This is a genomic window from Streptomyces sp. NRRL S-350 (assembly GCF_000719705.1).
Taxonomy (GTDB): domain Bacteria; phylum Actinomycetota; class Actinomycetes; order Streptomycetales; family Streptomycetaceae; genus Kitasatospora.
The window spans coordinates 122201-134868 of sequence record NZ_JOHO01000011.1 but is presented as its reverse complement, the minus strand read 5'-3'; the positions used below and the strand labels follow the sequence as shown (position 1 = coordinate 134868).

At 72.9% G+C, this 12668-nt stretch carries 10 protein-coding genes; 5 read left to right on the top strand and 5 right to left on the bottom strand.

What is annotated here, in order from left to right:
- Positions 1–40 precede the first annotated feature (40 nt).
- The gene (locus IF30_RS0113045) at positions 41–985 is read left to right on the top strand and encodes a LysR substrate-binding domain-containing protein (RefSeq protein WP_030236569.1); all 945 of its coding nucleotides are present in this window, start codon (positions 41–43) and stop codon (positions 983–985) included.
- A gap of 83 nt (positions 986–1068) precedes the next feature.
- Here IF30_RS0113045 and IF30_RS41365 read toward each other — a convergent pair whose 3' ends face one another.
- The 3 genes from IF30_RS41365 to IF30_RS0113030 all read right to left on the bottom strand — a co-directional run bounded on the left by IF30_RS41365 (position 1069) and on the right by IF30_RS0113030 (position 7296).
- Positions 1069–2916, bottom strand: coding sequence for an ATP-binding SpoIIE family protein phosphatase (locus tag IF30_RS41365; RefSeq protein WP_107054389.1), 1848 nt, complete (start codon positions 2914–2916; stop codon positions 1069–1071).
- Between the two features lie 171 nt (positions 2917–3087).
- Positions 3088–3852 (bottom strand): class I SAM-dependent methyltransferase, encoded by a 765-nt coding sequence (locus IF30_RS0113035; RefSeq protein WP_234322695.1) that lies wholly within the window; start codon positions 3850–3852, stop codon positions 3088–3090.
- 483 nt (positions 3853–4335) lie between these two features.
- Positions 4336–7296 carry an AfsR/SARP family transcriptional regulator gene (locus IF30_RS0113030; RefSeq protein WP_030236566.1) on the bottom strand — a complete coding sequence of 987 codons (2961 nt, stop codon included), beginning with the start codon at positions 7294–7296 and terminating at the stop codon, positions 4336–4338.
- A gap of 212 nt (positions 7297–7508) precedes the next feature.
- Here IF30_RS0113030 and IF30_RS47675 point away from each other — a divergent pair, with 212 nt between their 5' ends.
- Positions 7509–7790: a hypothetical protein gene (locus IF30_RS47675; protein WP_030236564.1), complete on the top strand. Its 282-nt coding sequence runs from the start codon at positions 7509–7511 to the stop codon at positions 7788–7790.
- A 236-nt stretch (positions 7791–8026) separates the two neighbouring features.
- On the opposite strand, the gene IF30_RS41360 is transcribed toward IF30_RS47675, so the two are convergent.
- Entirely contained in the window at positions 8027–8245 is a 219-nt protein-coding gene (locus IF30_RS41360; protein WP_051710089.1) for a hypothetical protein, read from the bottom strand.
- A gap of 137 nt (positions 8246–8382) precedes the next feature.
- Here IF30_RS41360 and IF30_RS0113015 point away from each other — a divergent pair, with 137 nt between their 5' ends.
- On the top strand, positions 8383–9141 hold the full coding sequence (locus IF30_RS0113015; protein ID WP_030236562.1) for a GntR family transcriptional regulator: 759 nt from the start codon (positions 8383–8385) through the stop codon (positions 9139–9141).
- Between the two features lie 121 nt (positions 9142–9262).
- Here the strand turns inward: IF30_RS0113015 and IF30_RS0113010 are convergent, their stop codons facing one another.
- Entirely contained in the window at positions 9263–10930 is a 1668-nt protein-coding gene (locus IF30_RS0113010) for a fumarate hydratase (RefSeq protein WP_199807861.1), read from the bottom strand.
- Between the two features lie 146 nt (positions 10931–11076).
- Between IF30_RS0113010 and IF30_RS0113005 the strand changes: the two genes are divergently transcribed.
- Together IF30_RS0113005 and IF30_RS41355 are read left to right on the top strand one after the other, a co-directional pair.
- A complete protein-coding gene (locus tag IF30_RS0113005) occupies positions 11077–11919 on the top strand; it encodes a DUF1707 SHOCT-like domain-containing protein (protein WP_324605633.1) in 843 nt (280 codons plus the stop codon).
- A 337-nt stretch (positions 11920–12256) separates the two neighbouring features.
- Positions 12257–12616: a WhiB family transcriptional regulator gene (locus tag IF30_RS41355; protein ID WP_051710218.1), complete on the top strand. Its 360-nt coding sequence runs from the start codon at positions 12257–12259 to the stop codon at positions 12614–12616.
- Positions 12617–12668: the final 52 nt, after the last annotated feature.

The following is a 12668-nucleotide window of genomic DNA, read 5'->3' as shown; positions in this document are numbered from 1 at the left end:
CCGCCGGGGCACCCCCGCCAAAGCCGGCCGGACTGTGGCGATCACCACAGCCCGCAGCCCGCGCACCCCGACGGTCGCCCAGCTGCGGGCCTTCGTCGCGGTGGCCGAGCACCGGCACTTCCGGGAGGCGGCCGCAGCCACCGGGACGAGCCAGCCGGCGCTGTCCGGCGCCGTCGCGGCGCTGGAGGAGTCGCTGGGCGCGCAGCTGGTAGAGCGTACGACGCGCAAGGTGATCGTCACCCCGCTGGGGGAACGCGTGCACCAGCATGCACGACGGGTGCTTGCTTCGCTACAGGCGCTCACCGAGGAGGTCGAGGCCGCCCGCCGCCCGTTCACCGGGCCGCTGCACCTCGGCGTCATCCCGACCGTCGCGCCCTACCTGCTGCCCACCGTGCTGCGGCTGGTCCGCGACGTCTTCCCGGAGCTGGAGCTGCACGTCCACGAGGAGCGCACCCCCTCGCTGCTGGAGGGCCTGGCCGCCGGACGCCTCGACGTCCTGCTGCTGGCGCTCCCGGCCGGCGGGCCGTCGCCCACCCTGGACATCCCGCTGTTCGACGAGGACTTCGTCCTGCTCACCCCGCCCGGACACCCGCTCGCCGGGCGGATCGACGTCCCGCGGGACGTCCTGCTCGACCTGGACGTCCTACTGCTGGAGGAGGGCCACTGCCTGCGCGACCAGGCACTGGACATCTGCCGCGAGGTCGGCGCCGACCCGGCGGGCTCGACCACCCGCGCAGCCGGGCTGTCCACCCTGGTCCAACTGGTCGCCGGCGGCCTGGGGGTGACCCTGCTGCCCGCCACCGCCCTGGACGTCGAGGCCGGGCGCGCCGATCGGCTCGCCGCCGTCCGCTTCGCCGATCCGGCGCCCGGCCGCCGGATCGGACTCGCCGTCCGCCCGGGCTCGGCCCGCGGTGCCGAGTACCAGCGCTTCGCCGCCGCGCTGCGCGAGGTGCTGGTGGAACTGCCGGTACGGATCGTGTCCTGACGGGCCGCGACAGGCAGAGCCGGGCCGGGCTGGACACGGTCGGCCGGCTCCGGTCGGCCGACCCGGCCGGTCGGCGTCGGGCGCTAGACCTGCGGCGGCAGCCGCTGCTCGAACCAGACCACCTTGCCGGTGCCCAGCCGGGTCGCACCCCAGCGGTCCGCGCACCGGGCCACTATCTGCAGCCCGCGCCCGCGTTCGTCCTCCGGCCCGGTACGACGCGGGCGCGGCAGCAGCGGGCTGTCGTCGCCCACCTCGCAGCGCAGCCGGGTGGTGCGCACCAGGCTCAGGGTGACCGGCCGGGTCGCGTGCTGGACGGCGTTGGTCACCAGCTCGCTGACCATCAGCTCGGTCGCCTCGCTGAGCTCGTCCAGCCCCCAGCGGCGCAACGTGTGCGCGGCCAGCCGACGGGCCCGGCCCGGCGTCTCGTTGCGTGGCTGCAGGTACCAGTGCGCGACGTCCCCGGCCGGGATGCCGTCGAAGCAGGCGCCGAGCAGGGCGATGTCGTCGCCGCGGTCGCCGGGCGGCAGGATCCGAAGCGCCTCCTGGCACAGCTGCTCGGGGGACTGCCAGCGGGCGGCGGCGATCCTGGCGCGCAGCACCTCCAGGCCGTCGCTGATCGGGCGGCTGCGGGTCTCCACCAGGCCGTCGGTGAACAGCAGCAGCGCCGACCCGGGCGGCGCGGGCAGCTCCACCGAGTTGAAGTCCACCCCGCCGACCCCGATCGGCGCCCCGGAGTCCAGCTCCACCAGCTCGGCCGTCCCGTCCGGTCGGACCAGCACCGGCGGGACGTGGCCGGCGTTGGCCAGCACCACGCGGTTGGCGATCGGGTCGTAGACCGCGTACACGCAGGTGGCCAGGTGCTGTTCGCGGCCGAGCCGCTGGGCCTGTTCGTCCAGGTGGTACAGCACCTCGTGCGGCGGCAGGTCGAGTGCGGCCAGCGTCTGCGCGCTGGTGCGCAGTTGACCCATGATGGCGGCCGAGGTGAGCGAGTGCCCCATCACGTCGCCGACGATCAGGGCGACCCGGTTGCCCGGCAGGGGGACGGCGTCGTACCAGTCGCCGCCGACCTGGGCGCCGCGCTCGCCGGGCAGGTAGCGCTGGGCGAGCCGGACGCCGTGCGGCTGCGGGAGGCGCAACGGCAGCATGCTGCGCTGGAGTTCGTTGGCTATCTCCCACTCGCGGGCGTACCGCAGTGCGGTGTCCACGGCCAGCCCGGCCTGGGTGGCGAGGTGCGCCGCGGTCGCGGTGTCCGCGGCGTCGAAGACCGGACGGCCGGTGCGTTCGGGAGGGCGGCGGATCAGCACCAGCAGCCCGAGCACGGCCTTGCGGCCGCGCAGCGGCAGGGCCAGGACGGAGGTGCCGGCCGCCAGCCGGGCCACCCCGCGGGTGCCGTACAGCTCGCGCAGCAGCACCTCGGTGCGCTCGGCGGCGGGGGTGCCGAGAACGGCCGGCTCGGCGGGGCGGCGGCTCAGCAGGGCGTGCGCGAGCGCTCCGCCGCGGGTCACCGGGGTGGCCGGACCGCTGTCGGCGGTCGATCGGGCGCCGTAGCGGGAGCGGCGCCGGTCGTCGAAGCCGCCCGGGCGGCCGCGGCGGCCGATCCGCGTGCCGGTGCTGTGGTGGATCCGCAGCTCCTCCGGGAAGCCGGGTTCGCGTTCGACGTTGGGCAGCGGGTCGCGCAGGTGGACCACGGCGGCGTCGGCCAGCGTGGGGACCAGCACCCGGCCGATGTTGCGCAGCGTCGCGGCGAGGTCCAGGGCGCTGTTGATGCGCCGGGTCGCCGAGTCCAGGTAGGCGAGGCGGTCCGCCACGTCGGCGCGGTCCGGCCGGGCGGCCGGGGGCTTCTTCGGAGCCTTTGCCCGGGTCGGGACCTGGCGGCGCTGGCCCGGGACGGCGGACGGCTGCTCCGCCTCGGTCTTGAGCTGGTCGCGCACGGCTGCCTGTCCTGGATTCGGTGGGGTCGGTGAGCTGTTCGGTCGGGACTGTCGGATCTGCTGTGTCTGTCGGGGCTGTTGTGTCTGTCGGGTCTGTCGGTCTGTCGGTCTGTCGGGTCTGTTGTGAAGGCCGCGACGGCCGTGGTGCGGCCGGTCTGCCCGGGGGTCCGTTCAGCCGACGCGTCGACAGCACAGGAACAGCTGTTCCTCCGGCGGCAGCGTGGTACTGGCCGGCGCGTACGGATGCCCCGAGCACTCCTCGACGGCGAAGCCGGCCGCGACCAGAACCCGTTCCAGATCCTCCCTCAGGTACCCACTGATCCGCAGCTCTCTGCCAAGGAACGGAAGCGGAACGTGATCCAGGTCCGCCTCGACCATACCGAGTGCCAGCAGCCCGCCCGGTCGCAGGAGTTCGCGCAGCCGCCCCAGGACGGCCGGGATCTCGTCCTGCGGCAGCAGGATCAGCGAGAAGAACGCGGTGACGGCGGCGAAGGCGCCGTGGCCGTCCGGCCCGAGCCCGGGGGCGTTCCAGACCCGGTCCGCGCGCTCGGTGGCCAGATCGTACAGGTCGATCCGATGGAACACCGGCGGGAAGTCGCCGGGGTGGGCCGCCTGCCGGGCCAGCGTGAGCATCACGTCGGAGAGGTCCACGGCCGTCACCCGCAGCCCGCCCTCGACGAGCTGGCGCACGGTCGGCTCGCCGGTGCCGCAGCCGACGTCCAGCACCCGGGCGCCGGGTTCGAGGCCGGCGAGCACCTTCCGGCCGCAGGCCAGCTGGCCGTCCTTGGCGGGAAAGGCCTCGCCGTACGCGGCGCCGATGGTGTCGAAGGCGACCGCCTGCAGGGCCCGGGCCGCCCGGCGCCGCCGTACCTCGGGCTCGTCGTCCCCCGCGTCCTCGCCGACGGGGAAGGCGTCGGATATCTGTCCGGTCGTCACGTTGAGAGGCACCCTTCCACCCGTGGCCTCCGGTCGGCTCCTCGGCGGCCTGGCGGGCCGCGGCCGGTGGCGGTGTGTCACGCTCCCCGCATCACACGGACGGACTGCACCCCGACGCTTCGCGGCAGACACTCGTGTGCGTACTGGAATCCTGAGAATATGCGTGATCACTGCGCCGTGGGGTCGGTTTCCGGCCAACTCGTCGCACTCGGGCCGGGGTGGCCGGGGCCGCGGAAGCACGGCGGGTCGGGGCGGGGTGGTGCGCGGGGCCCCGCACGCCGGACGGCGCGCCGGGCCGGCCGCCGCTGACCTGCGGTTTCTCCGGCCGTCGGGCTGAAAATCAGACGTTTATCAAACGTCAATCGGTCCGGTGCACAGTGGAGCCCAGCGCCGGGGAAGCGTTGAGGGCGCTCCCGCAGCCGGGGGGCTGCGGGAGCGCCGACGCGCAGATCGGGGGAGGCCCTCCGTGGGGGAGCGGAGGCCTTACGGCGCGGGGGGAAGGAAGGGCTCGGTGTGCTGCCGGGAGATGAGGTCCGCCACGGGGGAGGCCTCGGGCACACCGAGCCGCGTGAAGATCGCGTGCGCCTCCCGGAGGCACGCGAGCCCGCGCGCGGGCTGGGCGAGGGCCAGCAACGCCTCGCCCAGCGCGGCGTTGGCCAGGCCCTGGCAGTAGGGCGAGTCGAGCTCCTGGGCGATCGCCAACGACTCGCCGGCCGTCTCGGCGGCCTCGGTGGGCTGCTCGGCGCCGAGCAGGGCCGAGGCCAGGCGGGCGAGGGTGTAGCCCTCCCAGAGCCGGTTCTGCTGGGATCGGTACAGTCGGTGGGCCTCCCGCAGGTGCGGTACGGCCTCGTACCCGGAGAGCACCACGCCCAGTTGGTAGAGGGTCTGGGCGAGCAGCGGGCCGTTCTTGGACGCCCGAGCGGCGGCGACGCCGTCGTCGGCAGAGCGGATCGCCGTCTCGGTCATGCCCAGCCGGTGCTGCACCCGGGCCATGTTGCTGACGATCCGGGCCTCGGCGATCGGAGTGCGGACGGCCCGGCTGGTGGCCCGAGCCTGTTCCAGGAACGACAGGGCTTCGGCTGGGCGGTTGCCCACGCTGAGGATCACGCCCAGCATGTTGGCCGTGGCAAGCAGCAGGACGGTCGGCTCGTCCGGTGCCTGGTGGTCCAGGCTCCGGCGGAAGGACTGTTCGGCCCCTTGGAAGTCGCTGGTGACGGATTGCAGCGCGCCGAGGGCGAAGTGCACCCGGGCGAGCGCGGCGCAGTCGCCGCGTCGTTCCGCCTCACGTCCGATGGTCTCCAGGAACGGTTGCACCTGAGGCCCGTGGGTGGGGTCCGGGCCGACGCCGTACAGCAGGATCAGCAGGTCGATCGCTGCGTGTTGGGAGGCGCGGGGTCCGCTCGCCGCCGCGGCCATGGCACTGAGCAGCAGGGCGCCCTCGGTCCGGAGCCAGTCCTGGGCGGAGTTGTTGGTCGACAGCCCGATCCCCGGTGAGGACGGCGTGGTCAGCAGCTCCGGCTCCGGATCGTCCGGCTCGATGGTCCGGGCCGCGTTTCGGACGGTCGGGATCAGCAGGTCGAGCAGCCGCAGCACCGCCCGCTGCTGCTCGCCAGTGTCCCCTATCCGCTCGTTCTGCCGCTGGGCGTAGAGCCGGAGCAGGTCGTGGTAGCGGTAGCGGCCAGGGGTGAAGCACTCCAGCATGTTCGCCTCGACCAGCGCCTCGGCGAGGTCCTCGGCCGTGTACTCGTCCACGCCGAGCAGCGCCGCGGCGGCCGCGAGCGGGATGTCGGGGGAGTCGATCAGGGCGAGCAGCCGAAAGGCACGGGCCTCGTCCGCGGACAGCTGCCCGTAGCCGAGCCCGATGGTGGTCTCCACGGCGAGGTTGCCGAGCTGGAGTTCGTCGAGCCTCCGGCGCTGGTCGGCTAACCGACTGGCCAGGTCGGAGACGCTCCAACGTGGACGGCTGGCCAGCCGGGCGGCGGCGATGCGGACGGCCAGGGGGAGGAAGCCGCAGGCGGTGACCACCTTCATGGCGGCCTCCGGCTCGTCGGCGACCCGTTGCTGGCCGACGATGGCCGAGAACAGTGCCAGCGCCTCGGTCGGGGTCAGTTCCTCGACGTCGAACAGTTGTGCACCCGGGATGCCGGCCAGCCGGGATCGGCTGGTGGCGAGCACGGCGCACCCGGAGACGCCGGGGATGAGCGGCCGGATCTGGTCGGCATCGCGGGCGTTGTCGAGGAGGATGAGCATCCGTCGGCTGGCCAGCAGCGAGCGGTAGAGGGCGGCGCGCGGTTCGAGCGCGTCAGGGCTCTCGGTGACGCCGAGCGCGTGCAGGAAGTCACCCAGGACGACCACCGGGTCAGCCGGCGAGGCGCCGGCTCCGCGCAGGTCGACGTACAGCTGCCCATCCGGGAACTCGGCACGGACGCGGTGGGCGACGTGCACCGCGAGGGTGGTCTTCCCGACGCCGCCGATGCCGGCCAGCGAAGTGACCACCACGGCCTGGCCGGTGGCGTTCATCAAGATCGTGGAGAGATCCTCCACCAATTCCGATCGGCCACTGAAGTCCGGCACGTCGGCGGGGAGTTGGGCCGGCGCCGGGGGTTCGGTCGGGTTGTCCTCGCGGGCGGTGGGCACAGGTACCGCGGGGAGGACGAGCGTCGGGTCGGCGGCGAGGATGCGGGTGTGCATCGCGGACAGGCCGGCGCTCGGTTCGACCCCCAGCTCCTCGACCAAGAGCTTTCGAGTGTCGGTGTAGACGCCGAGCGCCTCGGCCTGGCGCCCGCAGCGGTACAGCGCCAGCATCAGCAGTTCGCGCAGACGCTCGCGCAGCGGGTGTTCGGCCGTCAGGTTGTTGAGTTCGCCGACGATCTCGGCATGCAGGCCGACGTCGAGGGCGACGGCGCACAGCTCCTCGGCGGCGGCCGCCTGGCGCTCGGCGAGCCTCGACCGCTGGGAGTCGGCGTAGGGTCCGGGGATGCCGGTCAGCGGGCGACCCCTGAACAGGTCCAGTGCTTGAGCCAGTAGCCGGTGTGCCTCGTGCTTGTCGCCTGCGCTCCGGGCGGCCGCGGCCTCGGCGGAGAGCCGTTCGAAGACCGTCAGGTCGAGGGCCTCGCCCGGGATGCGCAGGGCGTAGCCGTCGGCGACCGAGACCAGCAGCTCGGCGGGCCGGCGCACCTCCCGCCGGGGCTCGATGACGGAGCGCAGACGGGACACGTAGGTGCGGAGCGCGGCCACGGCCTGGGCCGGGGGCCGCTCGCCCCACAGGGCGTCGACCAGGTCCTGCGTGGTGACCGGGCGTCCGGAATGCAGCAGAAGGGTGGTCAGGACAGCCTGTTGCTGGGGGGAGCCGAGGGAGAGGGGTTTGCCGTCGAGCCAGGCTTGGACCGGACCGAGGACTTGGAAGCGCAGCGCAGAGGTCTGCGGCGTCTCCCGAAACTCCATGAAGTCCCCCGATGGCCTGTGGTCGGATCCGTGAAAGGGCGCTCGGCGGTCCGCCGCGGTGCTTCAGCTTAGGCGGAGGCCCGACTCTGCCGGGCGGCGGTGCAAGCCGCACGATGTTTATCGGACATTTAATCAACCCTACGATACTGTCCGCGCGCCCGCGCCATGGAGGTCGGGCCGGACACATTTGATGACCGAAAGGCGGCCGCCTCATGGCCAACGACCAGAGCGAGACCCCGGTGGCGTCGGCGCCCGAGACCGAGACGAAGGCCGAGGCCCCGGCCGCCGCTGTGGAAGCGGGCCACACGGTGGAGGCCGCGGTGGCCGCGTCCTCCAGCCCGGCGTACACCGCGCCGACCGACGCGCACCAGGCCGAGATCGAGAACGACCTCTTCGGCGACGAGGCCGAGCACGTGGTGGAGCCCACCCCGCCGGCCACCGGCGAGCCCGGCAAGAAGTACGTGCCGGAGAGCATCGTCGGCGGCCACCCGTAAGCCGTTCCGGCCGAGCGCCCCCGTGTCCCCGTCAGGGCGCGGGGGCGCTGTCGGTTATGTGCGTGCCAATTCGTGGGGGGATCCACCGGGTGGCCGATTCCCGCCCTCGGTGCACGCATGGTGACCGGCTTTATCCGTAACGTGCCCGGCGGTCAGGGGATGACGTTCCGGAATTACGGATTCACTGGGGATTGCCGGGCTCCTGAATGCCGGGGTTCGCGTGGTTTTCGCCGCAATTACCACGGATGATCGTATTCGTCTGATCCGCGGGGCCCGGGAACGGGCGAGACGTGGTTCGGTTCGGCCGTCCATTCCCGGCCGCCGCCCTCGGGGCGCAGGTAGTGCTCGCCGCCGATGGTTCCCATGTAGATGCCGGTGCGTCCGGTCCTCCGGTCGAGGACCAGCTCGCCCACCTGTGGCCGGTAGGCCCGGGTGTCGTGCTGTCGAATGGTCACCGTGCTGCTCCTCGCTCCGGTAGGCGACTGGCCAGCATCTCTAGAGAAGCTAATATCTCTAGAGATGTCAATGGTCGTATCGGCTTACTGGCGGGCGCGGGCGCGCCTACGATTTGTCCGAGGCAGAGGGAGCGGCGATGACCGGCAGCAGTGGCGACAAGCAGCCCAAGTACCAGCGGATCGCCGACGCGCTGAAGGCGGCCATCGACACCGGCCGGTACCGCGCGGGCGACCGGCTGCCCGGCGAGAACGACCTCATGGACGAGTACGGCGTCGCCCGGATGACCGCCCGCCAGGCGCTGGGGGTGCTGCGGAGCGAGGGCATCGCCGAGGCGCGCCGGGGCGCCGGGGTGTTCGTCCGGGACTTCCGGCCGCTGCGCCGGCGGGGCATCCAGCGGCTGGCGCAGGGGCAGTGGGGCTCCGGCCGGTCGATATGGTCGGCGGACATCGACCGCCGCAGCCTGGTGGTCGACCAGGTTTCCGTCACCGAACAGGGCGCCCCCGAGCACGTGTCCCGGGTCCTCGGGGTCGACCCGGGCTCCCCGATGTGCGTACGGCACCGGCGGTTCGTCCTGGACGGCAAGCCGGTGCTGCTCTCGACCTCCTACCTGCCCGCCGTCCTGGTGGCGGGCACCGCGATCACCCGCGAGGACACCGGCCCGGGCGGCACCTACGCCCGGCTGGCCGAGATCGGCGCCAAGCCCGTGCACTTCCGCGAGGAGGTCCGCTCCCGGATGCCCAGCGGGGAGGAGTCCACCCGCCTGGAGCTGTCCGCCGGCACCCCGGTGATCCTGATCTGCCGCACCGCCTTCGCCGACGAGGGCCAGGTGGTCGAGCTCAACGAGATGATCCTGGACGCCGCCTCCTACGTCCTGGAGTACGACTTCGACGCGTAGCGGCCGGTGCAGGTCGCCAGTGGCAGCGGCAGTGGCGGCGGCCGTCGTGGACCGGAAGACCGCCCCGGTCGCGGGCGTGGGTTCCACGCGGCCGGGGTGGTCCTGCCGGGGCGGGGCGGGACTACTCCTTGGAGCGGACCCGGAGGCTGGTGATCAGCGGGCCCTCGGTGGTCTCGCGGAAGAAGTCGTTGCCCTTGTCGTCGACCACGATGAACGCCGGGAAGTCCTCGACCTCGATGCGCCAGACGGCCTCCATGCCGAGCTCGGCGTACTCCAGGACCTCGACCTTCTTGATGCAGTCCTGGGCGAGGCGGGCCGCCGGGCCGCCGATGGAGCCGAGGTAGAAGCCGCCGTGCGCGGCGCAGGCGTCGGTGACCTGCTTGCTGCGGTTGCCCTTGGCGAGCATGACCATCGAGCCGCCGGCCGCCTGGAACTGGTCGACGTACGAGTCCATCCGGCCGGCCGTGGTGGGGCCGAAGGAGCCGGAGGCGTAGCCCTCGGGGGTCTTGGCCGGGCCCGCGTAGTAGACCGGGTGGTCCTGGAGGTACTTGGGCATGCCCTCGCCGGCGTCCAGACGCTCCTTGATCTTGGCGTGGGCGATGTCGCGGGCGACGACGAGCGTGCCGGTGAGCGAGAGCCGGGTCTTCACCGGGTACTTGGAGAGCTCGGCGCGGATCGCGGACATCGGCTGGTCGAGGTCGACGCGCACCACGTCGTCGTCCAGGTGCTCGTCGGTGGTGTCCGGCAGGTACTTCGCCGGGTCGGTCTCCAGCTGCTCGAGGAAGACGCCCTCGGCGGTGATCTTGCCGAGCGCCTGGCGGTCGGCGGAGCAGGAGACGGCCATGGCGACCGGCAGCGAGGCGCCGTGGCGCGGCAGTCGCACGACGCGCACGTCGTGGCAGAAGTACTTGCCGCCGAACTGGGCGCCGATGCCGATCTTCTGGGTCAGCTCGGTGACCTTGGCCTCCAGCTCCAGGTCGCGGAAGCCGTGGCCGGTCTTGGCGTTGCCGGAGGTCGGCAGGTTGTCGAGGTAGTGCGCCGAGGCGTACTTGGCGGTCTTCAGCGCGAACTCGGCGCTGGTGCCGCCGATCACGATGGCCAGGTGGTACGGCGGGCAGGCCGCGGTGCCGAGGGAGCGGATCTTCTGCTCCAGGAACGAGAGCATGCTCGCCTCGTTCAGGATGGCCTTGGTCTCCTGATACAGGTACGACTTGTTCGCGGAGCCGCCGCCCTTGGCCATGAAGAGGAACTTGTACGCGTCGCCGTCGGTGGCGTACAGCTCGATCTGGGCCGGCAGGTTGTTGCCGGTGTTCTTCTCGTCCCAGGTGGTCACCGGGGCCATCTGGGAGTAGCGCAGGTTGAGCCTGGTGTACGCGTCGAACACGCCGCGCGCGATGGCGGACTCGTCGCCGCCCTGGGTGAGCACGTTCTGGCCGCGCTTGCCCATGACGATCGCGGTGCCGGTGTCCTGGCACATCGGGAGGACGCCGCCGGCCGAGATGTTGACGTTCTTCAGCAGGTCCAGCGCGACGAACCGGTCGTTGGGGCTGGCCTCCGGGTCGTCCAGGATGCGGCGCAGCTGGGCGAGGTGGGCCGGGCGCAGGTAGTGCGAGATGTCGTGCATCGCCTCGGCCGTCAGCAGCCGCAGCGCCTCGGGCTCGACCTGGAGGAAGGTCCGGCCGCCGGCCTCGAAGGTGGAGACACCCTCGGAGGTCAGCTTGCGGTAGGGGGTCGGGTCAGCGCCCAGGGGGAGCAGGTCGCTGTACTCGAAGTCTGGCATGGGAGCCATCGGGGCGGTCCTTAGCTATCCAGTGGTCCGGCTGCGTCGGCGAAGCACCATCCAGGGTAGGACCCGGTCGAGGTGGCCCCGCGGACAGGGCAGCCTTGCGTGACCGGGCTCACTCGGGCTGGAGTGCGAGCGACTAGGGTGGACCCGTGGACAACTCGCCGTCGCACGACGATCCGGGGCAGCCGGTGCCGGCGCCCGTACCGATGACCAAGTCCGAATCCGGGCCGGAATCCAGGCCGGACGAAAAGCCCGAGACGAAGCCCGGCGAAAAGCCCGAGGCGAAGCCCGAACCCACGCCCGAACCCAAGCCCGAACTCACGCCCGACGCACGGCCGCGGGCCGGATCGCCGGTGGCGCACCCGCCGGTGGCGGAGGCGGAGCTGCGGGTCTCGGACGCCGACCGCGAGCGCGTCGCGGAACTGCTGCGGGACGCCTACGCCGAGGGCCGGCTGGACGCCGACGAGCACGCGGAGCGCATCGAGGCCGCGTACGCCGCCAAGACGTTCGGCGACCTCGTGCCGCTGACCAGGGACCTGCCCGCTCGTCCGCTGTCCTTCGAGAAGCAGCCGCCGGCCGCGCCGACGGCGCCCCAGCCGCCCGCGCGCCAGGAGTCGCCGGCGGTGGTGGCGGTCTTCGGCGGCGCGTCCCGCAAGGGCCGTTGGCGGGTGGGCTCGCACCTGAGGGCCTTCGCCGCGTTCGGCGGCGTGGAGATCGACCTGAGTGACGCCGTGTTCGAGTCTCCCGAGGTGGAGATCGTGGTCGTGGCGGTGTTCGGCGGGGTCGAGGTCCGGGTGCCGGAGAACGTCAGCCTGCAGGGTGCCGGGGTGGGCCTGTTCGGCGGCTTCGACGTCCGGGAGCAGACCGCGGCGGACCCGTACGCTCCGGTTGTCCGGGTCAAGGGCCTTGCGCTGTTCGGCGGTTGCACCGCCAAGCCGCGCCGGGGAAAGAAGCTCCGGGAGTGGGCTCGCCGCCAACTCGGCACCGACTGAGGCGCGTTGGCGGACGGAAGCGCCCGGCCGGGAGTCAACTCCCGGTCGGGCGCTCGGCGTTGCGGCGGGTGCACTCCGTAGTCGATTGCGTGCAGTGTGCATGAATCGCGGCCGGGCGGGGTAGTTCCTTCCGCACATCGCTTCTCGTACGGCTGCGCACCGGAGGCGGCCCAGCGGCCGTTCCGGAGGGTTGGACAGCGGGGGCTCGCAGCCGCCAGGGGAGCGAGGGTTCCCCGTGTCCGAGAGCCTCGTCAGGAGTACGGCCGTGCTGCATCCGATCGAGTCCCGCCCCACCTCGCCCGTCGCTGCCGCGCAGTTGCTGGAGCGCCGTCCCGAAGTGCGTCCGCAGCCGCAGCCCCGGGGCGGCCGGCCGGGCGCCGGCGGGGGAGAGGACGACCCCTGGCACACCGGTGCGGCGTGTCGGCGGGACGAGGTGGGGCTGTTCTTCGCGCCCTCCAAGGAGCCGACGGCGGCCCGGCTGTCCCGTGAGGAGCAGGCCAAGCAGGTGTGCGCCCGCTGTCCGGTGCTGCTGGAGTGCCGCGAGCACGCGCTGGCCCAGCCGGAGCCGTACGGGGTCTGGGGCGGGCTGACGGCCGCCGAGCGGCGGGTGGTGCTGGCCCGGCGCCGCCGCCGGGACGCGGAGCTGCGCGAGGCGGCCCGGGTGACGTCGGCGGCCGCGCGCCGGATAGCCGGTTGACGGCCGGGCGGAGAGCCCGGCGTCGCGGGCGGGGCCGAAGACCCGGGTCCGG

What these genes read in the sequence shown, in the direction of transcription:
- IF30_RS0113030 (WP_030236566.1), bottom strand. Translation starts at nt 7,296, where the DNA reads ATGGAGTTTCGGGAGACGCCGCAGACCTCTGCGCTGCGCTTCCAAGTC.
- IF30_RS47675 (WP_030236564.1), top strand. Translation starts at nt 7,509, where the DNA reads ATGGCCAACGACCAGAGCGAGACCCCGGTGGCGTCGGCGCCCGAGACC.
- IF30_RS0113015 (WP_030236562.1), top strand. Translation starts at nt 8,383, where the DNA reads ATGACCGGCAGCAGTGGCGACAAGCAGCCCAAGTACCAGCGGATCGCC.
- IF30_RS0113010 (WP_199807861.1), bottom strand. Translation starts at nt 10,930, where the DNA reads ATGGCTCCCATGCCAGACTTCGAGTACAGCGACCTGCTCCCCCTGGGC.